General features: G+C 73.9%; 22 protein-coding genes. 14 read left to right on the top strand and 8 right to left on the bottom strand.

Annotation, left to right across the window (positions count from 1 at the left end):
- Positions 1–93 precede the first annotated feature (93 nt).
- The 3 genes from WMF43_RS44170 (at position 94) to WMF43_RS44180 (ending at position 2470) form a co-directional block, all read left to right on the top strand.
- On the top strand, positions 94–1377 hold the full coding sequence (locus WMF43_RS44170; RefSeq protein WP_437674332.1) for a penicillin-binding transpeptidase domain-containing protein: 1284 nt from the start codon (positions 94–96) through the stop codon (positions 1375–1377).
- Positions 1378–1812: 435 nt separating this feature from the next.
- On the top strand, positions 1813–2064 hold the full coding sequence (locus tag WMF43_RS44175; protein WP_159397938.1) for a hypothetical protein: 252 nt from the start codon (positions 1813–1815) through the stop codon (positions 2062–2064).
- Between the two features lie 226 nt (positions 2065–2290).
- A complete protein-coding gene (locus tag WMF43_RS44180) occupies positions 2291–2470 on the top strand; it encodes a hypothetical protein (RefSeq protein ID WP_437674334.1) in 180 nt (59 codons plus the stop codon).
- A 183-nt stretch (positions 2471–2653) separates the two neighbouring features.
- Here the strand turns inward: WMF43_RS44180 and WMF43_RS44185 are convergent, their stop codons facing one another.
- From WMF43_RS44185 to WMF43_RS44200, 4 genes are all read right to left on the bottom strand, one after another.
- Complete coding sequence (locus WMF43_RS44185; RefSeq protein ID WP_437674336.1) at positions 2654–3067, bottom strand: hypothetical protein; 414 nt, start codon at positions 3065–3067, stop codon at positions 2654–2656.
- A gap of 155 nt (positions 3068–3222) precedes the next feature.
- Complete coding sequence (locus WMF43_RS44190) at positions 3223–6279, bottom strand: BamA/TamA family outer membrane protein (RefSeq protein WP_437674338.1); 3057 nt, start codon at positions 6277–6279, stop codon at positions 3223–3225.
- 23 nt (positions 6280–6302) lie between these two features.
- Positions 6303–7517 (bottom strand): hypothetical protein, encoded by a 1215-nt coding sequence (locus WMF43_RS44195; RefSeq protein ID WP_437674340.1) that lies wholly within the window; start codon positions 7515–7517, stop codon positions 6303–6305.
- Positions 7518–7645: 128 nt separating this feature from the next.
- Entirely contained in the window at positions 7646–8500 is an 855-nt protein-coding gene (locus tag WMF43_RS44200; RefSeq protein ID WP_437674342.1) for a methionyl-tRNA formyltransferase, read from the bottom strand.
- 104 nt (positions 8501–8604) lie between these two features.
- Between WMF43_RS44200 and WMF43_RS44205 the strand changes: the two genes are divergently transcribed.
- The 9 genes from WMF43_RS44205 to WMF43_RS44245 all read left to right on the top strand — a co-directional run bounded on the left by WMF43_RS44205 (position 8605) and on the right by WMF43_RS44245 (position 15410).
- Complete coding sequence (locus tag WMF43_RS44205) at positions 8605–9438, top strand: cell division ATP-binding protein FtsE (protein WP_437674344.1); 834 nt, start codon at positions 8605–8607, stop codon at positions 9436–9438.
- 38 nt (positions 9439–9476) lie between these two features.
- The gene (locus WMF43_RS44210) at positions 9477–10370 is read left to right on the top strand and encodes a cell division protein FtsX (RefSeq protein WP_437674346.1); all 894 of its coding nucleotides are present in this window, start codon (positions 9477–9479) and stop codon (positions 10368–10370) included.
- Positions 10367–11392 (top strand): murein hydrolase activator EnvC family protein, encoded by a 1026-nt coding sequence (locus WMF43_RS44215; protein ID WP_437674348.1) that lies wholly within the window; start codon positions 10367–10369, stop codon positions 11390–11392. Before WMF43_RS44210 ends, WMF43_RS44215 begins: the two co-directional genes overlap by 4 nt.
- Positions 11393–11475: 83 nt before the next feature.
- A complete protein-coding gene (gene rph, locus WMF43_RS44220) occupies positions 11476–12249 on the top strand; it encodes a ribonuclease PH (protein WP_437674350.1) in 774 nt (257 codons plus the stop codon).
- Positions 12246–12884 carry an RdgB/HAM1 family non-canonical purine NTP pyrophosphatase gene (gene rdgB, locus WMF43_RS44225; RefSeq protein ID WP_437674352.1) on the top strand — a complete coding sequence of 213 codons (639 nt, stop codon included), beginning with the start codon at positions 12246–12248 and terminating at the stop codon, positions 12882–12884. The genes rph and rdgB overlap by 4 nt, the downstream gene beginning before the upstream one ends.
- A 110-nt stretch (positions 12885–12994) precedes the next feature.
- Positions 12995–13363 carry an AtpZ/AtpI family protein gene (locus tag WMF43_RS44230; RefSeq protein WP_437674354.1) on the top strand — a complete coding sequence of 123 codons (369 nt, stop codon included), beginning with the start codon at positions 12995–12997 and terminating at the stop codon, positions 13361–13363.
- Positions 13353–13796, top strand: coding sequence for an ATP synthase subunit I (locus WMF43_RS44235; RefSeq protein ID WP_437674356.1), 444 nt, complete (start codon positions 13353–13355; stop codon positions 13794–13796). The genes WMF43_RS44230 and WMF43_RS44235 overlap by 11 nt, the downstream gene beginning before the upstream one ends.
- Before the next feature lie 209 nt (positions 13797–14005).
- On the top strand, positions 14006–14776 hold the full coding sequence (gene atpB / locus WMF43_RS44240; protein WP_437674358.1) for a F0F1 ATP synthase subunit A: 771 nt from the start codon (positions 14006–14008) through the stop codon (positions 14774–14776).
- 298 nt (positions 14777–15074) lie between these two features.
- Positions 15075–15410 (top strand): ATP synthase F0 subunit C, encoded by a 336-nt coding sequence (locus WMF43_RS44245; protein ID WP_104985843.1) that lies wholly within the window; start codon positions 15075–15077, stop codon positions 15408–15410.
- A 195-nt stretch (positions 15411–15605) separates the two neighbouring features.
- Here WMF43_RS44245 and WMF43_RS44250 read toward each other — a convergent pair whose 3' ends face one another.
- From WMF43_RS44250 to WMF43_RS44260, 3 genes are all read right to left on the bottom strand, one after another.
- Positions 15606–16949 carry a L,D-transpeptidase gene (locus WMF43_RS44250; RefSeq protein WP_437674360.1) on the bottom strand — a complete coding sequence of 448 codons (1344 nt, stop codon included), beginning with the start codon at positions 16947–16949 and terminating at the stop codon, positions 15606–15608.
- Between the two features lie 72 nt (positions 16950–17021).
- Positions 17022–18095 (bottom strand): FHA domain-containing protein, encoded by a 1074-nt coding sequence (locus WMF43_RS44255; RefSeq protein ID WP_437674362.1) that lies wholly within the window; start codon positions 18093–18095, stop codon positions 17022–17024.
- Positions 18096–18273: 178 nt separating this feature from the next.
- Complete coding sequence (locus WMF43_RS44260) at positions 18274–19809, bottom strand: hypothetical protein (RefSeq protein ID WP_437674364.1); 1536 nt, start codon at positions 19807–19809, stop codon at positions 18274–18276.
- 420 nt (positions 19810–20229) lie between these two features.
- Between WMF43_RS44260 and WMF43_RS44265 the strand changes: the two genes are divergently transcribed.
- Positions 20230–23631, top strand: a complete 3402-nt coding sequence (locus WMF43_RS44265) for a DNA translocase FtsK 4TM domain-containing protein (protein ID WP_437674366.1) — start codon at positions 20230–20232, stop codon at positions 23629–23631.
- 181 nt (positions 23632–23812) lie between these two features.
- A complete protein-coding gene (locus WMF43_RS44270; protein WP_437674368.1) occupies positions 23813–24040 on the top strand; it encodes a hypothetical protein in 228 nt (75 codons plus the stop codon).
- Positions 24041–25493: 1453 nt separating this feature from the next.
- On the opposite strand, the gene WMF43_RS44275 is transcribed toward WMF43_RS44270, so the two are convergent.
- Positions 25494–26231 (bottom strand): hypothetical protein, encoded by a 738-nt coding sequence (locus tag WMF43_RS44275; protein WP_437674370.1) that lies wholly within the window; start codon positions 26229–26231, stop codon positions 25494–25496.
- Between the last annotated feature and the right edge of the window lie 309 nt (positions 26232–26540).

Below are 26540 nucleotides of genomic sequence, written 5' to 3' on the forward strand. Positions count from 1 at the left end.
CCCGGTGGGCGCGCCGCGCCGCGGCCCGCGGGGAGCGAGCCAGGCGCGCCTCAATTTTGGCCCAGGACGCCGCGGCGGGGTACCCGTCGGGCCATGCGCGACATGCGTCAGTGGATCGCCGTCGGTGCAGCCGTGGGGCTCGTGGCCGTGACCCTCCCCATGCTGCGCGAGCACGACGTCCAGCTCGGGGGGCTGCTCGCCAAGAAGACGACCGCCGGCGGGCCGACGATCACGCGGACCGTGACGCCGCCGCCGCTCACGGACCTCGACCTCACGCGCATCGACGACCGCCGGGAGCCGCCGACCGCGCCGGCGCACGGCGACCGGATCGCGGAGCTGACCGTCAACCCGAAGTACCAGCGCGCGGCGCTCGGGTATCTCCGGGCAGGCCAGGTCCCGGAGGGCGCGGTCGTAATGACCGACATCCGCACCGGCAAGGTGCTGGTCTGGGCGAGCTACGTGAACGAGGGCGCGCTGCACGACGTCGCCGCCGAGGCCACCGCGCCGTCGGCGAGCATCTTCAAGGTCGTGACCGGGACCGCCCTGGTCGAGGCCGGCCTGAGCCCGAACACCAAGCAGTGCTACTCGGGCGGCGAGCACTCGATCCGGCCGGCCGATATGGTCGACAACAAGCGGCGCGACAAGTACTGCGCCACGCTCGCGCAGGCGATGGGCCGGAGCATCAACACCGTGTTCGCGCGGCTCGCCGCAAAGAACCTCGATCACGAGAAGCTCGGCGCCGTGGCCGCGAAGCTCGGCTGGGGGCAGGACACGCCGTTCGACGTGAAGGTCGCGCCGAGCACGATCTCGCTGCCCGAGGACGATCTCGGCTTCGCGCGCACCGCGGCGGGCTTCTGGAATACGACGCTGTCGCCGTTCCAGGGGGCGAACCTGGCGACCACGATCGCCAACGGCGGCGAGATGATCCGGCTCCACGTCGTCTCGAGCGTGAAGGACGAGCTCGGAGAGATCTACACGGGGGCGACGGAGCGGCAGGTGCTGAAGCGCGTGATGGATGAGAGCACGGCCAGCGCGGTGACCTCGATGATGGAGGCGACGGTGGATAACGGCACGAGCTACCGCTCGTTCCACGATCGCAACGGCCGCTCCTACCTCCCGGATATCCGCGTCGCCGGCAAGACGGGGACGCTCACGAAGCCGACGCCCGAGGGGCCGTTCTACACCTGGTTCGTCGGCTTCGCCCCGAGCCGGAAGCCGGAGGTCGCGATCTCGGTGATGGTCGCCAACGGCGCGAAGTGGCGGGTGAAGGCGACCAACGTCGCGTGCGACATGCTCCGCACCTATTTCGCCGACCAGGGCGCGCCCGGCGTGACCGATCCCAACGACCGGAGCGGCGCGACGGCCAAGCGCCGCTGACGCCGGGCGAGGCGCACGACACGCGCGCGCTGCACGTCACGAAGCGCCGCCGCGCCGGATCGCACTCGCCGGCAGGGGCAGGGCGGAGGGTCGACCCGACCGCGAGGAGGGGGGCGACGCTCGCCCACCCGCTGAGCGCGCCCGCCCATGGCTCCGGCCGTCCGGCGCTCCGGGCCGCCCGGCGCTCCAGCGCTGACGACGCACCGGGTCGATGGACTTGCATTGTAGGGCGAAGGACGCACTGCTGAAACAACGTATTTACAGAACTTTTCCGCCCTGGAGCAAGCGCCGCGCTGGCTGCGGCCGTCCGCGGCGCCGGAGGTCTGGACCGCTCCGAGGCAGCCGGACACCCTGGGCCGGGGTGGGACCTAGTTGCTCGAGGCCCTGCTTGTGCAGCTTGTGCTCGGCCGAGTTCTGCGTGCTAGCATCTCTGCTGTGCAGGTTGTGCTCCGCAAGCTCGGCCGGGGATCGCGCGCAGTCGTTGGCCGGCTCGTCCGTGCACCACGGAAAGGCTCGGTCATCGTCATCGAGTTTTCCGACGGAATGCATGAATACGTGACGACGCCGGTCAAGCGCGTGTTGCGTCTCGCTGGGCGCGAGATCTTCTACATCGAGACCGTCAACTCGCGGTACCGGCTGGAGGTGCGCGGCCGGGAGGTCGCGCTGGACGGCGCCGTCGGCGGCTGAGCTCATCGATACAACCGGAACAACCGGATACTGCGCACACGTCTAGGGCGAGAACTGCGCTTCCCAGCGCATTGGCCCTTGCGCTTCCCCCCGCTCTTGGGCACATTGCGCCTCCCTTTGAGGGGCCCCGCGGTAGGCCATCCACCGGTGCAGGATGGGGCTCGCCTGGCGAGCTGGTCTTCATCATGCCGCGCCCGCGCCCCTGACCTCGAGGAGATTGAAGCACATGGGCAAGCGCGATCGTCGCCAGTCGATGAAGATGAGGCGCCGCAAGGCGCAGGCTGCCAAGAAGGAGCGCGCGAAGCGCAACAAGGCGGCGAAGGCCACGCCGGAGGTCGCCGGCAAGACGAAGAAGCCGCGGGCGCCCAAGAGCGCCGCGCCGGCGAGCGCCGCGCCGGCTGCTTGACCGGGGTCGCGGCCGGCCCACCGGCCGGCTCGGGGGTCGCCGCGATGGCGCGGCCCCCGCCCTCACCGGCCCGGCGCTCGCCGCGGCTCGTCCGGTCGTGCGCCGCGCCCTGAGCGCACCTGCGCCGCGGCGCGGCCCCCCACACGCATCACGCGCGCTGCGCGCGGCCGCCTCTGGCCGCGTTCATTCATCCCGGATAACGCGCGTCTGGAAGCCCAGGCCGGGCTGCCGGACGCCGTCGCCCGCGCTCGCCGCCTCTCCTGCGGACTTTTCCGCGTCGGGCGGAGGCTCGCCGAGCAACCCCGTGTCGCCGTCGCGCCGCTCCTCGCCGACGAGCTGCCAGTGGCCACGTTCGTCGCGCCATCGCTGGGCGATCCTGGTGGCGCGCACCGTGGCCTCGTCCTGCCGCAACCAGAGGACGTCCAGATAGACGTCGGCCTCGTCGCGCTTCAGCATCTCGAAGCCGCCGAACTCCACATCGACGACGCGGAGGCGCGTGCCCCAGCCCTGGTGGCGGCGCATGAAATCCTGGCGCGCGCCCGAGCCGACGCGCTCCATCGCGACATCCATGCGGCCGAACCGCGCCGCCGTGTTCATTTCGAGCGCCGCCTCCGTGAGGCGCTGGGAGTTGCTCGGCGCGAGGCCGCAGCCGGCGAGGGCGAGGAGGCACGGGGCGAGGAGGGCGCGGCGCATGGCCGAGCACCCTCGACGATGCGCCGCGCGAGGGCAAAATTTCCGGCAGGAGAGCGCGGTCAAAACGAGTTCGTCGCGACGAAGTAGAGTTGGCCGCCGGGGAGCGCCAGCGGGCTCAGGCCGTAGGCATACCCGAAGCGCAGCTGCGACGAGAGGACGTAGCCGAGGTTCAGGCTCAGCCACAGCTCGCCGCCGATCGACGTGTGCAGCTGGGGCGAGTAGAGCAGGCTGCCGTTCTTGAAGAGCGCGACGTCGTCCGTATCGAAGCGGTTGAATGCGCCGCCGTGGTCGAGGAAGACGCTCGCGTCGACGCGGCGCAGGTAGATCGGCAGCGTCGAGAGGCCGCGATCGGGCTGCGCGATCGGCACGCGGTACTCGAATGTCTGCGTGAAATAGGAGCGGCCGGCGACGACCCCCGGCGCGTAGCCGCGGAGCGTGAACGAGCTGTTGGTGACGCCCGTGAGCAGGGTATCGGCGAGCGTGAGGCTCTCGAGATCGTACCCGCCGACCGCGTAGCTGGCGCCCCGCGGGTAACGGCCGCCGGAGACCGCCCCGGCGACGCGGTACGCGAGCGTGTGGTGGCCCGACCAGGGCATCGCGGCGTACGCGGTGAGGCCCGAGGAGAACGCATAAGTCGAGTAGCTGCTGCCCGTCTCCCGGCCGGCGTAATCGAGGCCGGCGCTCACCGAGATCCCGCGCGCCGCGCCGGCCGCGTCGGCCGAGCCCTCGGCGTTCGAGAACGCGTAGCCGATGTGCGCGACGTTCAGCGTGCCCTGCGGCGGGAGGACGGTCCGGGGCGCGTACGGATCGAGGCCGGCGCCGATGGGGAGCTTCCCTTTGAAGGCGATGGCGCTGAACGACGCGCTCAGGGTGTGCCGCGCGAACTCGCCGCGGATCGGGTACGAGATCCCGGAGACGATCCCGAGGGTGCGCTCGTCGTAGGGGACGTCGCGGCCGCCGATGCGATAGCCCCGGCGCGGCGCGATCGCGTGGTACGCGCGGAGGCCGAGATCGATCGGCAGGCGGCCGTAGTTGTACCCGAAGAGGATGTCCGGCGCCGGCGCGTCGGGCTGCACCGTTATCACCCCGTAAACCGCGTGGCGGCCGACGATGTCGGCGCCGCTCACGGACACGGTCAGCGCGTTCGATCCGTAGGTCCCAGGGGCGTAGTCGAGCGTGAGCGCGCGCGGCGCGAGCGTGGGAAGCGGGTTGTAGGGGTAGCGCTGCATGCGCGCCGGCGGGGCCGCGGCCGCGGGATCGGGGCGGTCGCTCGGGGGCGGCGGCGCCGGAAGGAAGCGCGCGCGATCGAGCGGCATGACGAAGAGGTCGTGGCCTAGCGAGGTGTATCCGACATAAATCAGAGTCTTCCCATCGGGGCTGATCGCCGGGTGGAAGGCCCCGAGTTTCACGTTCGTGACCTGCTGGAGCGTGCCCGCCGCGAGGTCGTGGGCGTAGACGTTGGAGATGCCGGTGCGATCGGAGCAGAAGTAGAGGGTGCCGCCGTCGGGCGACCAGACCGGGTTGGTGTCGAGGGCCCGGTCGCGGGTGATCTGGCGGAAGCTGCCGGTCGCGACGTCGACCACGCGGATGTCGCGGTAGCCGCCGGCGGTCCAGGCGCTGTACGCGAGGAGCTTGCCGTCGGGAGAGAACGACGGGGAGTACGCCTGCTCGAAGCGGGCGCTCGGCACGAGATCGCGCTGGTCGGAGAGGGCGCCGCCCGGGGAGAGCCGCGCGATCTCGAGGTAGCGGGTCCCCTTGCTGTTGAGCGAGAAGGCGATGTGGTCGCCGGTCGGGCTCACGTCCGGCGCCGAGGCCCTGAGGCCGCGCGTCATCCGGCGCCGCGCGGGCTCGTCGCCGTCCGGCGCCGCCTCGCCGCGCGGCAGGAAGACGAGGTCGTCGCGGTAGTACTCGTTGCGCCACGGCATGAGCGCCGTGAAGACCAGATCGCCGGCCGGCGTGAACGCCGGCCTCGAGGCCGAGCTGGTCCGCGCGACCAGCTCTTCCTCACGCTCGCGGCCGGGCGCGGGCGCGGCGAGCGAGAGGCGGTAGATGCCGCGGCGGTCGTGGCCGTCGTCGCGGAAGTAGACGATCTCGTCGCCGCCGCGCGCGGCCCCGCGCGCGGCGGGCGGGACGAACCGCGGGTAGAGGACGGTGCGGCCGTGGTGGGTGAGCCGCGCGCCCTCGCGGAGCCCGCGCGCCTCGACGGCCGCGATCTGCTCGGCGTAGAGCCGGCGGATGTGGTCCTTCCAGCCCTCGTACAGCGCGACGTACGTCTTGCCGGTCGCGCGGCGGATGGCGCGGTTGATCCCCCAGGGGACGAGCGACGCGCCGTAGTCCGCGGAGACGGCGCGCAGGGTGTCGGGGCCGTAGACGTCGAGGATCCAGCCGAGGAACCGCGATCCGTAGAGGTACCAGAGGTTGCCGTTCGGCCAGCGGAACGGGACGCTGGAGATCTGATCGAGCCCGGCGATGTTGTCCTCGAGGACGTCGGCGCGCAGGTACATGTCGAACATGCTCGAGCGCATGCGGCCCCCGCTCGAGTGGCGGCTCTCGCTCACGACGGCGAGCCCCTCGATGATCCACCGCGGCTGCACCTGGTTCGGCGCGAACGACTTGCCCACGATCGCGTTCAGGAGCGCGGGGATCCCGGAGGTGTTGTCGATGTGCGCGATGTGCGTGAACTCGTGCGTGACGAGGTCGAGGTACCAGTCGTCGTAGTCGCCGAGCGTCGACGTGTCCTCGGGCGCCGAGACGAGCAGGCGCATCGCGTTGTAGGGGAGCGTGCTGGCGGACCCGTTCGCGATCTCGGAGTCGTCGGTGATCACGATCTCGGTGCGCTCCGACGGGGCGTAGCCGAGCGAGTGCTCGACGCGCCCGTAGATCGCCTCGGCGAGCGAGGCGACGCGCGCCGCGATGGGCGCGAGGCCCTGCGGGTGGTGCACGCGGAAGTGATCGGTCTCGAAGGTCCAGAAGGCGAGGTCCGGGTCGCCGGTCGCCCGGGCGGGACGCGGCGCGAGGAGCGCCAGGAGGGCCAGGGAGACGGCCGCGACGAGGGGCGCGGCGCGATGGAGCGGCCGGCTCGCTCGCGAGCCGGCGCGCGCGGGGGGCAGGTTCACCGGGTGATGCGATGCTGAAGATGTCAGAGGTCGTCGTAAAAGAGCGGCTCCCGGTTGCGCGTGAACCGGGAGACGAGCTGGCGGCCCGCCGCCGAGATCTGCGTGATGCGGGCGCCGAAGCCGGGCTCCGCCGAGTCTCTGGAGCCGCCGGCCTCGCGCGTCCACCGGACCGTCGCCGACGCGGTGAACTCGTAGTTGCCCGGCAAACGGACGCGCAGGGTCACGGCGGAGCCGATCGGCGGGATCTTGTAGGTCGCGACGAAGATGCCCCCGTTGTCGATGACGTCGTTGCCAGCGAGCCCTTTGTAGAAATTCGATGGAGTCAAAGCGCCGAGCTCGACGTCGATGACCGTGGCGGGCGCGCGGTTCTCGCCGGCCTGCGGCGCGGCGTGGTGGGCCGCCGCGGGCGCCTCCGCGACCGGGAACGGCGCGGCGGGGTGCACGGGCTGCGCCGGCGCAGGTGCCGGTGCAGCCGGCGGGTGCTGGGGCGCGTGCTGCACCTGCGGGAAGGGCGGAGGGGCCGCCGCCGCCGGAGCGGGCGCGGCTGGGTGCTGCGGCGAGCGTTGCGTCTGCTGGAAGGCCGCGGGGGTCGCCGACGCGATGGGCGCGGCCACGGCGACCGGAGCGGGCGCGGCCACGGCGACCGGAGCGGGCGCGGCCACCGGAGCGGGCGCGGCCATCGGAGCGGGCGCGGCCATCAGAGCGGGCGCCGCAACAGCGACCCGAGCGGGCGCCGCTACGGCGACAGGCGCGGGCGCCGCAACAGGCGCGGGCGCCGCTACGGCGACAGGCGCGGGCGCCGCAACCGCGACAGGCGCGGGCGCCGCAACCGCGACAGGCGCGGGCGCCGCAACCGCGACCGGAGCGGGCGCCGCAACAGGCGCCGCCACCGCCACCGCCACGGGCGCGGTGGCGACGGAGGCCTGCATCCTGGTAAGCGCGTGCACTTTGCTCAGCGAGCTGGCGACGTGCTCCATCAGCACGTCGACCACCGGGTCGGGCACGGTGATCCTCTGCAGGCGGTTCAGGACGTCGCGCACGTGGCCCAGCGCGATGTCGCTGCCGTCGAGGGTCTGCCCCCCGGCGCGCTCGATGCGGTGCATGATGCCCATCGCCTGCGCTATCGGCTCGGCGAGCGCCTCGATCTCAGGCGACACAACCCCGTTCGACTGGAGCGCGTTGAGCGCCGCCGCGAGCAGTTCGCGGGCGCTTTTCGCAAGCTGCGCGGGTTCCGACATGAATCCTCCGAGGGGCGCATCCTACGCGGTCGCGCGCGCAGAGGTGCAGGATTCGATGGCCCACAAGCCGGCCAGGCGGCCGCGCCGGCGGCGCCACCCGGGACGCCGAGCGCGCCCCGACGCCTCGGTCACGCGCCGGCGGCGCGCGCGCCCGACGCCACCAGGGCCGCGAGCGCGCCCGCCGACGCCGGCTCGCCCTCGATCTCGCCCTCCAGCAGCACGATCGCGGCGTCGCCGGTCCGCACGAGGGCCACCCCGCCCTCCGCCACCGCCTCGCCCGGCGCGAGCGCCGAAGGGAAGCTCGCCGCCGGCGTCGCCCGCAGCACGATGACGCAGGCGCCCTCGATCTCGGTCCACGCCCCCGGCGCCGGCGCGAGGGCGCGGATGTGCCGGAGGACACGCTCCGTCGGCCACGACCAGCAGATGGCGCACGCCTCGTCGTCCGGCGCGGGCGCGCTCGTCGCGAGCGCCGGATCCTGGGCGGTGCCCGCCACCTCCTCGCCGCGCGCGAAACGCGCGACCGTGCGCCGGAGGACACGCAGGCTCGGGCGGTCCAGGGCGCGGGCGAGCTGCCAGGCGGTCCACCCCGGATCGATGGGCAGCCGCTCCTGATCCAGGATGTCCCCGGTGTCGTACTCCGCCTCGATGCGGTGCGCCGTCACGCCGCTCTCGACGTCGCCCGACGCGATCGCCCAGTACGTCGGGTCCGGCCCGCGGTGGCGCGGCAGCAGCGAGGGGTGCACGCCGATCCCCCCGAGCCGCGCCGCCTTGACGAGCGACATCGGCAGGCGCGTCGTCCAGAACCAGCTCACCAGCAGGTCGGGCGCGAGCGCCTCGACCCGGGACCTGAGCGCGGCGCTCCGGACGTCGGGCCGCAGCGCGAGGCGCTCGCCGAAGACGCGGCGGGCCCGCCGGAGCCCCGCCGCGTCGGCGCGCGAGATCGCGGCGAAGGCGATCTCGTGGCCGTCGTGGTGGAGCAGCAACGCCGCCAGCGGGAGGCCGAAGAAGGCGATCCGGAGCGGGCGCTCGCCCCGGCCTCGGCCGAAAAGTTTTCCGTGTCCGCGCGGGCTGATAGGTGAAGGGTCCGATGGCGGCGCCCCCCCCGCAAGGCACATTTCGTCCGGCGCTCCGGCCCGGTCACCGCTACGACGCGTCCGCCGCGCGCCGGCCGATCCTCGTGTTCGAGGACGTATATAAGTCGTACCGCGCGGACCAGCCGGTGCTCCGCGGCATGTCGCTCTCCATAGAGCGCGGGGAGTTCGTGTTCATCACCGGGCCGAGCGGCTCCGGCAAGAGCACGCTCCTCCGGCTCGTGCACCGCACCGAGCGCGTCGACGACGGCCGGATCCTGTTCCTCGGCCGGGACATCGCGCGCCTGACGGACACGTCGATCCCCGCGCTCCGGCGCAACATCGGCTTCGTGTTCCAGGATTTCAAGCTGGTCCCGAGCTGGACGGTGTTCGACAACGTGGCGATCGCGCTGGAGGTGCTCGGCCTGCCGTCGCGCCTGCTCCGGACCCGGGTCGGCGAGGCGCTCGAGCGCGTCGGCCTCTCCGGGCGCGGCGGCGACCGGGCGCAGGTGCTGAGCGGCGGCGAGCAGCAGCGCGTCGCGATCGCGCGGGCGATCGTCGGCGAGCCGGCGCTCATCCTCGCGGACGAGCCCACGGGCAACCTCGACCCGCAGCTCGCGATCGATCTGCTGGGGCTCTTCGAGGACATCCACGAGACCGGCACGACGGTCCTGTTCGCGACGCACGATCGGACGCTGCTCGACGTGCGCCCGCGGCGGGTGGTGGTGCTCGACGACGGCAAGGCGACCGACGTGCCCCACGGGCTCGGCCACGGCCCGCTCGAGGACGAGGGCGGCGTCGACGTGGACCTCGGCGACGACATGGACAGCGGCGTGCGCGGCGCGGCGTAGCGCCGGGCGCGGCCTCAAGGGACGGATGAGGGAAGCGGATGCAGACGAGCGAGCGTGACGATCGGCGGAGGTGGCTTCGCACCTGGCGGGCCGGGAGGAGCGACTGGCGCCTGCAGGCGCTGTCGATCTTCTCGCTCGCCGTGGCGTTCGTGTGCCTCGCCTCGGCCCTCCTCGTGGTCACGAACCTCGTGACGGTGCGCGATCGCTGGTCGCGCGCCGGCCGCGCCACGATCTACCTGCGCGACGACGCGACCGAGGCCGAGACCGCGGAGCTCACCCGCGCGCTCGAGGGCACGGCGGGCGTGAAGAAGGTCCGGCTCGTGACGAGCGCCGAGGCGCGCCGCGAGGTGGTCCGCGACGACGGCGACAAGGCCCTCGCCGCGCTCCCGCCGAGCGCGTTCCCCGCGTCGCTCGAGGTCGGCTTCACCGACGAGATCTCCGACGACGCCCTCGCCTCGATGACCGTGAAGCTGCGCGCCCTGCCGGCCGTGGACACGGTGGAGACCTACGAGCGCTGGACGGAGCGGCTCTCGTCGCTCCTCGGCGGCGGCGTGGCCGCGAGCGCCTGCCTCGCCGCGATCGTCCTCTGCGCGGTCGTCAGCGTCATCGGCTCGACGATGCGCCTCCTCTTGCACCGGCGGAAGATCGAGGTCGAGGTGCTGAAGCTGGTCGGCGCGACCGACGGCTTCGTGCGCCGGCCGTTCATCGTCGAGGGCGCCACGCAGGGCGCCGCCGGCGCGGCCGCGGCGCTGCTCATGCTGGGCGCCCTCTTCCTGATCGTGCGCGGCCGCTTCGATCACGAGCTCGCCAACCTGCTCGGCGTCTCGCCCTCGTTCCTGCCGTGGCCGGTCGCGCTGGGGATGGTCACCCTCGGCGCCGCGCTCGGCGCCGCGACCGCGCTGCTCACGCTGCGCAAGATGGTGGCGGTGTGAGGCGCCGCGCCCGGATCGCGCCGCTCGCGCTGGCGCTGCTCACCGGCGCCGCCACGAGCGGCGCGGAGGTCCCGGCGCTCGGCCCGACGCCCCCGCCGGCGCCGGCCTCGCCGGACGGACGCGCCGCGCGCGCCCCGGCGTCGCGCCCGAGCTCCGCCCTGGCGGAGAACGATCTCGATCGGCTGCTCGCGAAGCTCGACGCCGAGGAGAAGGCGCTGCGCGCGGAGATCGAGTCCATCGGCCCCGCGCTCGAGCTGACCCGCCGGCGCATGCTCGCGCGCGGCCGCGCGTACTACCGCCACGTCCGGGCCGGCTTCCTCCCGGTGGGCGGCGGCTTCGACGCGCTCGTGGATCACGCCGCCCGGGTCGAGCGCACCCGGCTCGCCCTGGAGCGCGACCTCGCCCGCGAGGCGGAGCTGACCCGGCGCAGCGCCGAGCTCGCGGACCGCCTCACGCGCCTCGGCGCGGAGCGCGCGCCGCTCGAGGTGCACCGCGAGGCGATGAACCGCGCCCGGATCGCGCTGGCCCAGGAGGAGGAGCGCCGCGCCGCGTTCTCGCGCGCGTTCGAGACGAGCGTGCGCCCCGACTACCTCGCGATCTACGGCGCGGACGTGGGGCCCGCCGAGCTCGACCGCCGCGCCGGCTTCCGCTCGCTCCTCGGGCGGCTCCCCTTCCCGATCGCCGGGCGCGCCGAGGTGCGCAAGGTGTCGCGCCGCGGCGCCGGCGGGCCCGGCGTCGAGCTCACCGCGCTCGCGGGCGCGCCGGTCCGCAGCGTGGCCGCCGGGCGGGTGGCGTTCGCCGACACCTACGCGGACTACGGGCTCACCGTGATCGTCGACCACGGCGAGCGGCACTACTCGGTGTACGCGAACCTCGGCGCCGCGGACGTGCGCGCCGGCGATCAGCTCGCGGGCGGGGCGCGGGTGGGCACGGCCGCGAGCGGGCCGGACGGCGCGAAGCTCTACTTCGAGCTGCGGCGCGGCGCCGAGGTGATCGACCCGGGCCCCTGGTTCGGCATGTAGCGGCGGCGCCGCGCGCGGCCTCGCGGGCGCGCAGCCTCGCGGCGCCGCGCGTGCCACGCCCGAGTTGTGCTAAGGCGGCGCTCGTGAGTCGCCCTGACGGCCGCGCGCTCGACGCCCACCGCCCGGTGGAGATGATCCCCGGGTTCCACCGCAACGCAGAGGGCTCCGTCCTCTACCGGGCCGGCAGGACGGTCGTGCTCTGCACGGCGTCGGTCGACCCCACCGTGCCCGCCTGGATGGTGGGCAAGGGCGCGGGCTGGCTCACGGCCGAGTACCAGATGCACCCGCGGTCGAGCCCGGCGCGCCGGGAGGCGCGCGACGGGCGCGGCAAGGCCCCGAGCGGCCGCACGCAGGAGATCCAGCGGCTCATCGGGCGCGCGCTCCGGGCGGCGGTCGACCTGAAGCAGCTCGGCGAGCAGACGATCGCGATCGACTGCGACGTGCTCGAGGCGGACGGGGGCACGCGGACCGCGTCGATCACGGCCGGGTTCGTGGCGCTCGCGCTGGCGCTCGACCGGCTGCGCGCGGCCGGGGCGCTCCGGGCGCCGGTGCTCCGCGACCAGGTCGCGGCGATCAGCGTGGGGCACCTCGAAGGCGGGCTCGCCCTCGACCTCGTCTACACGGAGGACAGCGCGGCGCGCGTCGACATGAACGTCGTGGCGACCGCGGCCGGCGCGATCGTCGAGGTCCAGGCGACCGCCGAGGACGAGGCGATCCCCCGGGCGGAGCTCGATCGCATGGTCGACCTCGCGCTCGCGGGCGTCTCGTCGCTCGCGCGCGCGCAGGAGCGGGCGCTCTCCGACGCCGGCGTGGACCTCGCCGGGCTCTTCCAGCCGGGCCGATGGAGGGCGGCATGAGCGGGGATCCGCTGCGCCTGCTCGCCGCGACCTCGAACCGGGGGAAACTCGTGGAGCTGCGCTCGCTGCTCGCGGATCTCCCGATCGAGGTGCGCTCGCTCGCGGAGGTGCTGCCGACCGCGCCGCCGGTCGTCGAGGACGGCGCGACGTTCCTGGACAACGCGCTCCTCAAGGCGCGCGCCGGGGTGCTCCGGTCGGCGATGGTGACGCTGGCCGAGGACTCGGGGCTCGAGGTGGACGTGCTCGGCGGCCGGCCGGGCGTTTACTCCGCCCGCTTCGCGGGCGAGGGCGCGACCGACGCCGAGAACAACGCGGCGCTGCTCGCGGCCCTCGAGCAGGTGCCGGACGACCGGCCGCGGGCGCGCTTCCGCTGCGTGATGGTGCTGCTCGACCCGCGATCCGGCGGCGAGCCGATCGTCACGGAGGGGCGCTGCGAGGGCTGGATCAGCAGGCAGGCCAAGGGCACGGGCGGCTTCGGCTATGACCCGCTGTTCGTCGTGGGCGCCTACGGGCGGACAATGGCTGAGCTCGCCGAGGCCGAGAAGAACCGCGTGAGCCACCGCGGCAAGGCCATGCTGGCGATGCGGGCCTCGCTGGAGGCGCTGATCGCGCGCCGCGGCGCGGCGGAACCGTAGGGAGCGCCGGGAGCGCCGGAATCGTCGGCGCGCGGCGGTTGACCCCGTCGAGGACCGCTTGTAATCGCGACCCGAGGCACCCAGGTAACGCGGGGTGACTGGATCCCCTGATGAAGCAGGAATGGAAGGCCGTCGGGAGCTACGGGACCGTCGGTCTCGAGGTGGTGCTGAGCATCCTGGTCGGCCTGTTCATCGGCCGATGGCTCGATGCGAAGCTGGGGACGGATCCGTACCTCTCCGTGCTCTGGTTCTTCTTCGGCCTCGGGGCCGCAGGCAAGGCGGTCCACCGGTCGTGGAAGGAGATGCAGGCGGTCGCCGCGCGGGAGGAGCGCGAGCAGGGCAACCCCGCGCCGCTCTACGACGAGCGGAGGCCGCGGCAGGACGAGCGCGCGCCGGAGGACGACCGCCGGCTCGACACCGGCCGCGCCCCGCAGGGCGGCGGCGAGCGGCAACCCGCGGAGGAGCACGATGAGCGCTGATCGATCGGAGTCGTCCGGCAGCCGGCAGAAGGGGCCCGAGGGGCTCGACGCGACCCTGCGCGCGGTGCTCCGGTGGGTGGCCGGCACGGCCGTGGCCCTGAGCGTGGCCGGGCTGCTCGCGTACGGCGCGCGCGCGGCGCTCGGCGTGGCCCTCGGCGGCGCCATCGCCACGGCGAACCTCTACGTCTTCGCCCGCATCGTCGACGCGTTCCTCTCGCGCCGGGGGCGCACCGCGTCCTGGACGCTCATCGCCATCGTGAAGCTCACCGGCCTCATGGGCGGCGTGTGGCTGATCCTGAAGAGCGGGACCGTGTCGGGCCTCGCCCTGATGGTCGGCTACGCCTCGCTCGTCGTCGGCATCACCCTGGGGACCTTGTTCGGGCCGAAGCCGCCGGAGGACGAGGGCGGCACCCCGCCGGGCGCGTCCGGCTGACCGCCCGCCGGCCGCGGTGCCGCGGCGCGGGACGGGCGCGCGACGCGCGGTCGACCCGGCGCGCTCCAGGGTGCCCATCGTAAACGAGTTGTGGTAGAGGCGAGGCCCCCTCGTCCGAGGGCGAATCCCCCCCTAAGCTCGCCAGCGCCCGCGACCGTGCCGGCACAGCTGCGCGGCGCAGCGCATCGACGACGAAGACGACGAAAGCCATGCCTGAGCATACAGGGTTTCTCACGTATCTCCTGGCGCAGCTCCCCGGCCTCCGGGAGAACGCTCGCAACATCGGCAAGACGTTCCTTGGCCACCACACGGTGGACTACCGCGGGACCGAGCCGATCTTCATGAGCCTCCTGGTCATCGTGCTCTTCGTGCTGCTCGCCAGCGAGGTGCGCGGGCAGTACCGGCGCCTGAACGAGTCCGTGGTCCCCGAGGACAAGCTCACGCTGCGCACGTTCTTCGAGGCGTTCTTCGGCTACTTCTACACGATGGCCAAGGACGTCATGGGGCCCGAGAGCGCGAAGAAGTACTTCCCGATCGTCGGGGCCTCGGCGGCGTTCATCTTCTTCTCGAACGCGTCGGCGCTGATCCCCGGCGTGAACCCGCCGACCTCGAACCTCAACATCACGCTCGGCTGCGCGATCGTCGTGTTCGTCGCCTTCAACTATTACGGGCTGAAGGAGAACGGATTCGGCTACATCGCCCACCTCGCCGGGCCGAAGTGGTACCTGGCGCCGCTCATCTTCCCGATCGAGCTCATCTCCACCTGCGTCCGCCCGGTGACCCTCGCGATCCGGCTCATGCTCAACATCGGGGTCGACCACCTCGTGGCGAGCATCTTCCTCGGGCTCATCGCGCTGTTCGTCCCGGTGCCGCTGATGTTCCTCGCGATCATCGTCATCGTCGTGCAGACGCTCGTGTTCACCCTGCTGACCTGCATCTACATCGGGCTCGCGACGGAGAAGGCGGACCATCACCACTGAGGTCCTGCCTGGCCGCCCGTGCAGGGTTGAGCTCGGCTCCCTGCAGGAACAGCGCCCAGGATGAAGAGAAGGCTAGCCAACCCTCGAAATTCGGATTAGAGGGGCCCCGCTGTCGATGGGTCGCCCCGAAGGTCGGTGGTGGACTGCGGAGACGCATCCACGACGTAGCAGAGCAGAAGGGGCCGCGAACGCGATCCCAGATCCACGCAGGGGGACCGCCGACGCGGCCCCCGACCCAGGCAGAAGATACGCATACGGCCCCCACGCGGGCTGTGTGGCTTGAAAGGAGCAGATTCGGATGTCGCTGAAGAGCAAGCTGTCGCTGTCCGCCGTTGTCGCCACCGCGCTGGCACTGGTTCCCGCTATGGCGCTGGCGCAGGAGGGCGCGGCGTCGAACAAGTTCGACTCGAACTCGTGGCTCGCCGTCGCTGCCGGATTCGCGATCGGCATCGCTGCCCTCGGCGGCACCATGGGTCAGGGCCGCGCCGCGGCGGCCGCCCTCGAGGGCATCTCGCGGAACCCGGGCGCCGCCGCCCGCATCCAGACCCCGATGATCCTCGGCCTGGCGCTCATCGAGTCGCTCGTGCTCCTCTCCTGGGTCATCGCGTTCTTCCTCCAGAACAAGATCGGCTGAGCTGCGCTCGCCAGGCCCGCCGGGCCCGGCGCCGCTGTCCTGCCCCCGATCACCACGCCGCGGCGAGATCCGCCCACGCCGCGGCCGACTGCCGCCCTCGCCTCACCGCCCCCTGCACCCACGCCGCGGCGCCCTGCGCCCCACGCCGCGGTGCGCTCTCCGCCCGCGCCGCGGCGCTCTACCCGCGCCGCAGCGTCATCGCACCCGCACCACGGTGCCCGGCTCGTGCGCCGTGGGGAGGACGGCCGTCCATCCGGCGGGGAGCCGGGGCGATGTCCACCAGAACAGCCGCTGCGCGTCGAGGGGCGAAAGGTTCACGCAGCCGTGGCTGCGCACCTGACCGAACGAGCGATGCCAGAACGCGCCGTGCAGCCCGACCCCCTTGGAGAAGTACTGCACGTAGGGGACGTCCTCCATGCGGTAGGCGCGCTCGGCGCCCTCGTCCTCGAGGTTGTCCATGTCCGAGGTGAGCAGCTTGGCCCAGATGCGGTAGGTGCCGGCCGGCGTGACGCGCGTCGACCCGGGCGCGCCCTTGCCCGTCGAGACGAGCGCCGCGAACACGGGGCGCCGCCCCTCGTAGGCCACCAGCGTCTGCGTCGCGCGGTCGACGTCGATCCAGCGCTCGCCCGCCTCGACGTCGACCTCGGGCGGCGGCGCCGACGCCGACGGCCGCCGGAGATCGCGCGCCGAGATCCACGCCGCGCCGTCGCCCTCCGCGATGCGCGCGAGCTTCCCGGCGGAGCCCTGCGCCTCCTCGAGGTAGGGGACGAGCTCGAACCGCGCCTTGCTCTCCGCGGTGCGCGCGAAGCCCGCCCCCGTCCGCGCGAAGAGCGGCGCCCGCTCGGACACGACCCACGCGGTCCCGATCTGCGCCGCGCCCGCGGGGATCTCCGCCCCGCGGAAGGCGAAGGCGTGCACCGGGCCGAGATCGCGCATCGGCACCCAGAAGCCGCTGTTCGTGCGGCCGTAACGCGACCCGCCCTCGACCCGCTCCTCGACGATCGCGACCGCGAAGCCGGGCTCGAGCTGCACGTCCGGCTCCTCGATGTCGGCCGCCTCGGCCCGGCGGTAACCGAACGACCCGTCCGGCCCGACGAAGTAGTACCGGTAGGGGAGCCCGTCCGGCATCTCGCGCCACGTCCGCACGAGCGGGTTGATCGGGCCCGCCGCGGAGAGCTCCACGGCGTCGTCGCAGACCCAGGCCGTGGCGCCCACCTCGAGCCAGCGCCCGCGGCACCCGTCGGCGCGCCGCGCCGCGAAGACGGGCAGCTGCACGTTGCGGTCGACGGAGCCGCGGCGCCGAGGGCTCTCGCCCGGCGCCTCGAACAGCGGCTGGTCCCGCTTGAGCACGCGCGCGCTCCGCACCCAGGCCGGCAGCGGCGCGTCGCCCGCCGGAACCCACGGCGGCAGCTGCGAGGCGGAGACCACCCCGCCCCAGATCGCCGCGCCGAGCACGGCCGCCGCCGCGCCGCCCCGCAGCGCGCGGCGGCGCAGTCCCCGCGGGCCGGCCGCGGCGCCTCCACGCTTCGCCATCGCCATCGTGGCGCGTGATCCTAGGTCGACGCCCGCGCGCGAGCCAAGCTCCCGGCGGAGATCACGGCGCGGCCGCCGTCAGCGGTACGAGAAGCGCACCTCGTGGTCGCAGATCCGGAACAGATCGCCCTCCACGATGGCCTTCCGGGCGATGCGCTGGCCGTTGTACTCGACGCCGTTCGTCGAGCCCATGTCGACCATGTAGTACTGGCCGTTCAGGAACTCGACCATCGCGTGCTGGCGCGACACGTTCGGGTCCTTGATCGTCAGATCGCTCGACTGCTTGCCGCGCCCGATGATGAACCGGTCCTTGTTCACGACGAAGCGCTGCCCCGCGTAGAACGCCGCGAGCGCCGGCCCCGGCGGGGCCGCGCTCGGCATCATCGGCGGGGGCCCCGGGATGCTGCCGGACGCCTGCGGCGGGGCGTACGGCGGCGGGGGCGGCGGCGGCGCCATCGGCGCGTACCCGGTCGCGCTGCTGATCGGCGGCGGCGGGGGCGGCGGCGGCGGACCGGAGCGGCTCGCGCTCGGGCCGGGCATGCTCTGGCGCCCGCCCGGGTTCGTGACCTGCGACGGCAGGGGCGGCGGCGCGCCGAGCGGCGGCGGACCGCCGAGGCGCGTCACGCTGTGCGGCGGCGGCGGGCCGCCGACGCGGCCCGGGATGGGCGGCGGAACGGGGAGGCTGGGCCGCTTCCCGCCGGAGGCGGTGTTGCCGGGCGGCGGCGGCGGCGGCGGCGCGCCGCGGACCTGCCCCGGCGGCGGCGGCGTGACCGCCGGGACCGGCGTCGGGATCGGCGCCGGCCCCACGGGCGGCACGCCGTACGGGGGCGAGGGCGCGCCATAGGCCGGCGCGCCGGCCCCGCCGTAGGCCGCCCCGCCCGCGGGCTGCTGCAGGCCGCCGGCCATCGGAGAGACGGCGCCGCCGAACGGCGGCGGCGAGCCCGGCGCGACCAGCCCGGGCGGCGCGGGCGTCGCGTTGGGAGGGAGCGCGCCGGGCTGCGCGAGCGCGGACGCCTGCGCGGCGCCGGGAGGTCCGTCGACCCTGGCGGGCGGCGGGAAGGGCGTGCGCGGACTGTAGCTTCGCTGCCGCGCGTACTGCTTCATCGACTCGTTGATGAGGTAGTCGATGGAGCACTCGAGCTCGCGCGCCATCTGCTCGAACGTCTCCCAAAGGACATCGCGACACTGGAACGTCCGTGCGCTTTTCTTGTTCGGATCCGCGCTCATCTCTACCCAACGATAACGGAGGATGAATTGCGCTGGGAAGCCTCCTCCCGGCCTCTTCCCTGCAAGCACCTGATCGCGCTCGGCCTCGCCGCCGGCGTTCGCGTCACTTCTTTTCGCCCTTCTCGCGCTCCGGCTGCCGCTGCTGCATCGCCGGCACGACGCAGAGCTGGACGAACTCGCCGATGGTCTTCACGTCGCGGACCTCGCGCTCGTTCGACCCCTCTTTTGCCACCTCGCACGCCCACTTGCAGTCCGGGTCGGCGTCGCAGACCGGCGCCCGCGTGGTGTCGCCCTCGAGCGGCTTGACGGCCGGGAGATCGGCGGCCGTGCCGTACGTGAAGTAGTAGGCGATCGCGCTGGCCCGCGCCGGCGCCGGGCCCGCGGTGAAATGCTTCTTCAGCGCCTCGAGGGGGGAGCCCTCCTTCAGGTCGCCGAAATACGCCCCGTAGGTGAGCGCCTCGGGCATCGCGAACCCCTTCGGGTCGGGGAGCCTGCTCATGAACTCGTCCACGTGCTTCACGGTCGACATCTTCAGGATCGTCGTGGCGGCCGTGCGGCGGATCTTCCACTTGTCGGTCTTGAAGAGCCCGTAGAGCTTCTCGACGACGAGCTCGCGCGGCATCTCGCTGACGCGGCGGAAGGCCTGATCGAGGACCACGTCGGGCGCGTCGGCGGTCGCGATCTCGAGGATGCGCTGGATGTCGCTCGGGTTGTTCCGGTCGAGCCGGCCCTCGAGCGCGGCGAGGGCGGCCTGGCGGCGCTTCTCGGGCTGGTCCTTGTTCGCGGCGAAGCCGAGGAGGAAGTCCACGGACGGGCGGCCGCCGAGCTTCTTCATCGAGCCGAAGACGCGGAAGAGCTCCTCCTCCTGGTACTGCGCGAGCTGCGCCTCGAACTGCTTCTCGGTGGGCGTGAGCTTCGACGCGGCGTTCGCCGCCTCGAGCTCGGGCTTCTTGAGCTTGATCCAGTCGTCCGAGGAGACGAACCTCGCGATCGCGACCAGGTTCGCCGAGGCGGCCTCCTTCGTCGCGGCGTCGCCGAGCTCGGCGACGAGCGACGCCATCTGGTCGAGCCGGGCCGCCTCGCGGGTCATGAGCTTCGGCAGGCCGGCCACCGCGGTGGGGCCGATGAGCCGGAGCAGCTGCTCCATGCCGTACGCCTGCGAGCGGTCGACGAGCCGGTGCTCGAAGTCCGCCATCGCCCAGTCGATGAGGGCGGCCTTCAGCCCCTCCTTCAGCCCCTCGTCGGCGATGATCGCGGTCCGATCCGACGTGAGCATCGCGTACGCGGCGTCCTTGTACGGGAACGAGGTGTCCGGCGGGGCCGGCTTCCCCGGCTCGGCGACCGGCGGCGGCTTCCTGAGCTCGGCGATGATCGACGGCACGAGCGCCGCCACGATGGGCTGCCGGGACTCGGGCGCGATGCTCGCGAGCGTCTCGACGAGGAGGCCGATGCCCACGCGCCGCCCCTGCCGCGGCTTCATGCGGATGAGCGAGGTGGCCGCCTCGACGCGCAGCGCGGTGTCGTACTTGTCGTGGAACAACACGGCCCGGAGCTTGTCCGGCCCGTGCGCCGTGGACTCCCAGCGATGGATGTCGTTCTCGTTGACGCGGCACCCGCTCGTCGCGAGCCCCGCGCTCACGGTCGCGAGGCACAGCAAAAGTAGGCCCGCAGCGCCAACGCGCCGCCCTGCTCGTTCGACAGTTTCCATGCACGTCCCAGGAGGGCCGCGATGGTACCGCTCGCCGCCCCCTGTTTGAAAGAATTTCACGGCCGAGATCAAGTGAACTCAGGCAGATTCGCGCGAAATGCGGCCACAACTTCACCGCGGCGTCCACCCTCTCGCCCGCGCCGCCGCGGCCCCCGCGCGCCGGCGACGCCCGCTCCTGGCGAGCTCATGCGCGGCGCCCCGGTGCAACACGCTCCGCCGGTTCCAGTCTGCCCAGACTTCTTGCCCCCGGGTGCGAGTACGCATATGTGAGCAAAGTAGGTTCAGGTAGGCATGCACGTCCCCTTGTTCGCTCCTCGCCGTGCCCAGCCCGCTGTCGGTCTTGGCGAGCCCTTGCGGTCCGAGGCCCGCGGCGCTGCGCGTACCGTCCCGGCGGCCGGCGCGGGCCCTGCCGGGCCGCGGGGGCACAGCTACGCCCGGGATGCGGCGGCGCTGGTCCTCCTCGTGTCGGCCCTGTACAGCGCGCTGGCGCTGGCCTCGTTCCGTGCGGATCCGTTGCGGCCGGAGGTCTCGGGCGCGGACTGGGTCGGCCCTGTGGGCGCCGCGCTCGCGGGGGCGGCGGTCGAGGCGGTCGGGGTCATCGCGTGGTTCGTCCCGCTCGAGCTCGCGGTGCTGGCGATGCCGCTGCTCGGGTCGAAGCGCTCGAACGCCGGCCTGTTCCGGCTGAGCGGCGACGTGGTGGTGGTGATCGTCCTGGCGGCGCTCGCGCACGTGGCCTTCCCGCTGGCGGTCGCGTTCGGCGCGATGCCGCTCGGCGGGGCGGTGGGCGAGCTGTTCGGGGAGGTGCTGCGGTCGCTCTTCTCGAACATCGGCTCGTACATCATCGGGCTCACGATCGTCGCGCTCATCCTCATGGGCCGCGCGACGTTCTCGTTCATCGAGCTCGCGCAGCGGTCGGAGCAGATCGCGATCGCGGCCCTGCTGCGCATCGCGGGCTGGGTGCGCGCGCTCTTCGGGGCGTGGGCCGCGGCGCGGGATCTGGAGCGGCGCGCGGGGGCGCCGGGGCCGGAGGCGCCGCCGATCATCGCGCGCAACTCGAGCCCCGACGCGATCATCGCCGCGCTGGCCGACGACGCCGACGAGCCGCTCTCGGATCCCGCCGCGAGGACCACGCCCGTCGAGCCGGCGGGCGCCGCGGCGCCGGCGCTCGACCTGTGGAAGAGCGCGCCGGGCAGCGCCGCCGCCGAGGAGCCGGCGGCCCCGGCGAAGCCGCGGCGCGGGCGCAAGGCGCAGGTGCGGGAGCCGCGCGAGCCGCGCGAGCCGGCGCAGCAGGGCGCCGAGGCGCACGAGGTGGTCATCCACGGCGCCGAGCCGCGCGAGCCGGCGCAGCAGGACGCCGAGGCGCACGAGGTGGTCATCCACGGCGCCGAGCCGCGCGAGGTGGTCATCCACGGCGCCGAGCCGCGCGAGGTGATCATCCACAGCGCCGAGCCGCGCGAGGTGATCATCCACAGCATCGAGGAGCCGCGCGACGAGGCGGAGCAGGACGCCGACGAGCGCGAGGTGGACCTCCGCGGCGCCGAGCCGCGCGAGCCGGCGCGCCAGGACGCCGCGCCGCGCAGGCCGGCGCAGCGCAGCGCCTCGGCGCGCGAGCCGGCGCCGCGCAAGGCGACGCGGCGCGCCGCTGCGCGCCCGGCGGAGCCGGCGGCGTTCGCGGCCCTGGACGAGGGCGAGGCGCGCCTCGACGAGGAAGCGCACCTCGACGAGGACGGCGCGGCCGAGCTCGAGGATCCCGCCCCGGGGGACGAGGAGATCGCGACCAGGTTCGTGGAGCTGGAGGTGTTCGATGTGCCGACGCCGTCGCCCATCCTGCCCGTGCGTGAGGCGCGCGAGCCCGCGCGCGACGTGCCGACGCCGTCGCCCATCCTGCCCGTGCGTGAGGCGCGCGAGCCCGCGCGCGTCGTGCGTGAGGCGCGCGAGCCGCGCGAGCCCCTGCGCGACGTGAGCGAGGAGCGCGCGCCCGCGCGCGAAGCGCGTGAGCCCCTCCGCGAGGCGCGTGAGCCCCTCCGCGAGACGCGCGAGCCCCTGCGCGACGTGAGCGAGGCGCGCGAGCCCCTGCGCGAGGCGCGCGAGCCGGAGGCCAGGACGGCGCCGCGCGAGGCGGCGGCCGGCGCCCCGGAGCGCCCGCGGGCCGAGAAGCCGGCCGGGCCGACGATCGTCGACACGAGCCGCGCGCTCATGAGCGAGAAGGCGAGCGTGACGCGCGTCGTCCCGGCGGTCGGGGCGGGCTTCCGGCTGCCGACGACGGACATGCTCGACGCCGCGGCGGGCGGGCGCCGGGAGCTCGACGCGGATCAGCTCAAGGGGACCGCGCAGCTCCTCGAGAAGACGCTCGCCGACTACGGCGTCAGCGGCAAGGTCGAGGAGATCCACCCGGGGCCGACCGTGACGACGTTCGAGGTCTCCCCCGCCGCCGGCACCAAGGTCTCGAAGGTGGCGGGGCTGGCGGACGACCTCGCGCTCGGCCTCTCGCGCAAGGTCCGCATCGTCGCCCCCATCCCCGGGAAGAACCGGATCGGCTTCGAGATCCCGAACGAGCACCGCGTCCCCGTCAACCTGCGCGAGCTCGTCGAGGATCGCCGCTTCCTCGAGATGAAGGCGCCGCTGCCGTGCGTGCTCGGCCGCGACATCATCGGGACGCCGTACTTCGCCGACCTCGCGTCGATGCCGCACGTCATCGTCGCGGGCGCGACCGGCGCCGGCAAGAGCGTCGGGCTCAACGTGATGCTGGTGAGCCTCCTCTTCCGCAAGACGCCGGAGGAGCTCCGGCTCCTGATGATCGATCCCAAGGTCGTCGAGCTCGCGCCGTTCGATCGCATCCCGCACCTGCTCCTGCCGGTCGTGACGGACATGAAGCAGGCGGCGAACGCGCTCAAGTGGGCCGTCGACGAGATGGAGCGCCGCTACCAGCTGTTCGCGAACGCGGGGACGAAGAACATCACGACGTACAACGCGTGGATCGAGCGCGTGCAGCGCGGCGAGGCGCGCCCGCCGAAGCCGCCGGCCAAGGTGACCGCGATCGGCGCGGACGGGACCGAGGTGGAGGTCGACGCGGCGAAGGACGGGTCGGACGCGGCGCTGCCGGAGAAGATCCCCTTCATCGTGATCGTGGTCGACGAGTTCGCCGACCTGATGATGCAGCAGGGCAAGGACGTGGAGGCGAGCGTCGCCCGGCTCGCCCAGAAGGCGCGCGCCGCCGGCATGCACGTGATCCTCGCGACGCAGCGGCCGAGCGTCGACGTGATCACCGGCATGATCAAGGCGAACTTCCCGACGCGCGTCGCCTTCCGCGTCGCGCAGAAGGTGGACAGCCGAACGATCCTCGACGAGCAGGGCGCCGAGCACCTGCTCGGCCGCGGCGACATGCTGATCAAGATGAACGGATCGAACGAGACGCGCCGCGTGCAGTGCCCGTTCTGCTCCGAGGAGGAGGTGCAGCGCATCACCGACTTCCTGCGGCTCCAGGGGGAGCCGGTCTACGACGAGGCGATCCTCCGGCCGCGGGACGAGGACGGCGAGGAGCCCGACACGTCCGACGCGGAGGCCGATCCCATGTACGACGCCGCGGTGCGGATCGTGGCCGACACGCGGCGCTGCTCGACCTCGTGGCTGCAGCGCAAGCTCGGCGTCGGCTACAACCGCGCCGCCAAGCTGGTGGAGGCGATGGAGAAGCGCGGGCTCGTCGGGCCGGCGAACGGCGCCAAGGATCGCGAGGTCCTGATCGCGCCGATCTGAGCCCGTCGTTTTTTACTTGACGCCGCCGTGCGGCGCGTGTTGGTGCCCATCGATGCGAGCAGGCGAGCCGGGATGTGATGTCGGAGCGGCCATGGCACCGCCCTCTCCGCCGCCGGGGCCCGCGCTCGAGCATGGCGGTTGTTTTGACTTTCCCGCTGGAATGCTTCATGGAGCACGCAGGATGGCGCCTGAGGAAACGCGCACGCGTCTGATCGCCCAGATCGCGAGCCTCCTGAACGAAGGGACGATGCCCGCAGACGCCCGCGCGGCGGGGCTCACGCTCATCGGCTGGCTCGCGAGGCGCATGCCCGGCGAGGAGGCGTCGCGCGACGGCGTCGACGAGATGTGCCGGCGGGCGGCGGTGCTCGGCTGCGGCCCCCGGCGCGTGAACGGGCGGCGGTCCACCTGAGCCGAGCGGGGCGCGCGCCGCGGGTGCGCGCGCCGCGGGTGAAGAAGCGGCGGGTCTAAGAAGCGGCGGGTCAAGGAGCGGCGGCGCGCCGGGCCGCGCTGACGCGCCGGGTAGGCCTGGCGCGCCGGGCCGCGTCGGCGGCGGGCCCGAGCGGCGGTGGACGGCGAGGCGGGGCCGAAAGGCTGCCGCCGGTGCCGTAATTTGTACGAGCCGTATCGAGGGCGGTTAAGCTCCTGGTGGCGCGGCTTTTCCGCGCCGTGGGCTCGCGCGACGCTCGAATCGGGACGTCGGCTCGCCCGGTACGATGGGGCAAACGGCCGCTGTGGGGCCTGTGATAGGTGGTGTTGCTCATGGCGAACCGCGTGGTCGCCCTCCCCGAACCGCACCCTGATGACGATGAAGATGTCGTGTGGGGGATCTCCACGGCCACCGCGCTGTGGGCGCGAGGCGAGCGGCGCGACGCCATCGTGTGGCTGCGGCGCGCGGCCGAGGCGGCCGGGGTAGCCGGGCAGCCGTTCCGCGCCTCCGAGATCGGCCTCTGCGCGACGGCGCTCGAGGAGGTGATGGCCTCGGAGCTCGGGCAGCCGAGTGATCCTGACCTGCTGGAGACGATCGCCAGCGAGACCGCCGACGAGGACCCGCCTGCCGACGAGGAGGATGGGCCGCCCTCGGACGAGCAGACCTGGCGCCGCCGCCGGTCGCTCACCGAGGAGCTGCGCGCCTCGATGCCCTCGATCGAGATCGATCTGTTCGAGCCGATCTCGGAGCCGGAGCTGACCGCGGGCGCGGAGCGCCTGCCGCCGCCGGTGCCGCCGGTGCCGCCGGTGCCGCCGGCGCGCATCCTGCCGCCGCCCCCCCCGGGCGCAGCGGGCGCGCCGGGCGCCGTCGCCCGGATCGCGCCGTATCCCTCCGCGCCGACCGGCGTCTCGCCGGGCAGCGCCTCGCAGCCTGCGCCGTCCCCGCCGCCGTTCACGCCGCCGCTCACGCCGCCCGTAGCGCAGCAGCCTCCGGGCGCCCCGGTCGCGCGGCCCGCGCCGTCGGCTCCGCCGCCGCCGTTCCCGCCGGGCGCGCAGCCCGTCGCGCCGCGCTCGTATCCTCCGCCGGCCGCGCCGCCCCAGCAGCCAGGGGCGCCGTACTATCCGCCGCCGGTCGCGCCCTCCGCGCCGCCGCTGGCGGTGCCTGCCGCCCAGACCGGGGTGACTTACCGGAGCCAGCCGCCGCCCGCGTCTCCGTTCGCGCCGACGCCGTCGGCGAGCGGGCTTCATGGGTCGCAGCCGCCGGCGCCGCCGTCGTTCCGCGCTCCCATGGTCACGGAGCCGCTGCTGTCGCTGGAGGAGTACGCGTACTACACGCCGCCGCTCGCCCCGGTCGCGCCGCCGACCCCACCGACAGCAGCGCCGGCCGTACCGTACGTGTCCTCGCCGCCACCGCTGTCGCGGTCGTCGGCTCCGCCTCACCCGTCTCCCTCGTCGGTGCCGCCGGAGCCGCTGGGCGTGCTGCCCCCCTTGCCGGAGCGGGGGCGCTCGGACTCCGCGCGCCCTCCGCAGCCCCTGGGAGCGCGCCCCCTGAGCGAGCCGCCGCTCGGCGCGCTGCTGCCTCCGCTGGCGCCGTCGGCGATGCGATCTCCGCCGCTGCCGAGGTTCATCGCAGAGCCGCCCCCGTCAGGACCGTCCGCACTGCCGGCGCCGCCGCAGCCGCCGTCCTTCGGACCGGCGTCGCAGCCGCCGTCCTTCGGACCGGCTTCGCAGCCTCCGTCCTTCGGGCTGGCGCCGCCGCAGCCGCCGTCCTTCGGACCGGCGTCGGCGCCGCCGCAGTCGCCCTCCTTCGGGCAGGCCCCGCCGCAACCGCCGTCCTTCGGACCGGCGTCGGCGCCACCGCAGCCTCCGTCCTTCGGGCAGGCCCCGCCGCAGCCGCCGTCTTTCGGACACGCGTCGGCGCCGCCGCAGCCGCCGCCTTTCGGACACGCGTCGGCGCCGCCGCAGCCGCCGCCTTTCGGACCGGCGTCGGCGCCGCCGCAGCAGCCGTCCTTCGGGCTGGCGCCGGCCCCCACATCGCAGCCACCGTCCTTCGGGCCGGTGCCGGCGCCCCACCCGCCGTCCTTCGCATCCGCGCGGCCGCAACCCCCGGCGCCGCCGTTCTCGCCCGCTGCGCCTCCGCGCCCGCAGCCGCTGTCTCCGCCGGCCGCGATCATGCCTTCGCCGCCGCAGCCGCTGCCTCCGCCGGCGCCGCCTCCGCGTCCGCAGCCGCTGCCTCCGCCGGCCTCCGCTGCACCGCCGCTGCCTCCGCCGGTGGCCCCTGCGGCAACGACGCCGGCGTCCGCCCCGCCGCCGCCCTACACATCTCTGCCACAGCCGCTGCCTCCGCCGGCGGCCCCTGCCCCACCGATGCCGGCGTCCGCGCCGCCGCCGCCACATTACGCGCCGCCGCCGCCACATTACGCGCCGCCGCCGCCACATTACGCGCCGCCGCCACAGCCGCTGCCTCCGCCGGTGGCCCCTGC

This window comes from Sorangium sp. So ce131 (assembly GCF_051519095.1).
Classification (GTDB): domain Bacteria; phylum Myxococcota_A; class Polyangia; order Polyangiales; family Polyangiaceae; genus Sorangium.

What these genes read in the sequence shown, in the direction of transcription:
- WMF43_RS44275 (WP_437674370.1), bottom strand. Translation starts at nt 26,231, where the DNA reads ATGATCGCGGCCGGCGGAGACAGCGGCTGCGGGCGCGGAGGCGCAGCG.
- WMF43_RS44235 (WP_437674356.1), top strand. Translation starts at nt 13,353, where the DNA reads ATGAGCGCTGATCGATCGGAGTCGTCCGGCAGCCGGCAGAAGGGGCCC.
- WMF43_RS44245 (WP_104985843.1), top strand. Translation starts at nt 15,075, where the DNA reads ATGTCGCTGAAGAGCAAGCTGTCGCTGTCCGCCGTTGTCGCCACCGCG.
- WMF43_RS44250 (WP_437674360.1), bottom strand. Translation starts at nt 16,949, where the DNA reads ATGGCGATGGCGAAGCGTGGAGGCGCCGCGGCCGGCCCGCGGGGACTG.
- WMF43_RS44195 (WP_437674340.1), bottom strand. Translation starts at nt 7,517, where the DNA reads ATGTCGGAACCCGCGCAGCTTGCGAAAAGCGCCCGCGAACTGCTCGCG.
- WMF43_RS44185 (WP_437674336.1), bottom strand. Translation starts at nt 3,067, where the DNA reads ATGAACACGGCGGCGCGGTTCGGCCGCATGGATGTCGCGATGGAGCGC.
- WMF43_RS44170 (WP_437674332.1), top strand. Translation starts at nt 94, where the DNA reads ATGCGCGACATGCGTCAGTGGATCGCCGTCGGTGCAGCCGTGGGGCTC.
- WMF43_RS44270 (WP_437674368.1), top strand. Translation starts at nt 23,813, where the DNA reads ATGGCGCCTGAGGAAACGCGCACGCGTCTGATCGCCCAGATCGCGAGC.
- atpB (WP_437674358.1), top strand. Translation starts at nt 14,006, where the DNA reads ATGCCTGAGCATACAGGGTTTCTCACGTATCTCCTGGCGCAGCTCCCC.
- WMF43_RS44205 (WP_437674344.1), top strand. Translation starts at nt 8,605, where the DNA reads ATGGCGGCGCCCCCCCCGCAAGGCACATTTCGTCCGGCGCTCCGGCCC.
- WMF43_RS44180 (WP_437674334.1), top strand. Translation starts at nt 2,291, where the DNA reads ATGGGCAAGCGCGATCGTCGCCAGTCGATGAAGATGAGGCGCCGCAAG.
- WMF43_RS44230 (WP_437674354.1), top strand. Translation starts at nt 12,995, where the DNA reads ATGAAGCAGGAATGGAAGGCCGTCGGGAGCTACGGGACCGTCGGTCTC.
- rdgB (WP_437674352.1), top strand. Translation starts at nt 12,246, where the DNA reads ATGAGCGGGGATCCGCTGCGCCTGCTCGCCGCGACCTCGAACCGGGGG.
- WMF43_RS44210 (WP_437674346.1), top strand. Translation starts at nt 9,477, where the DNA reads ATGCAGACGAGCGAGCGTGACGATCGGCGGAGGTGGCTTCGCACCTGG.
- WMF43_RS44255 (WP_437674362.1), bottom strand. Translation starts at nt 18,095, where the DNA reads ATGGCGCGCGAGCTCGAGTGCTCCATCGACTACCTCATCAACGAGTCG.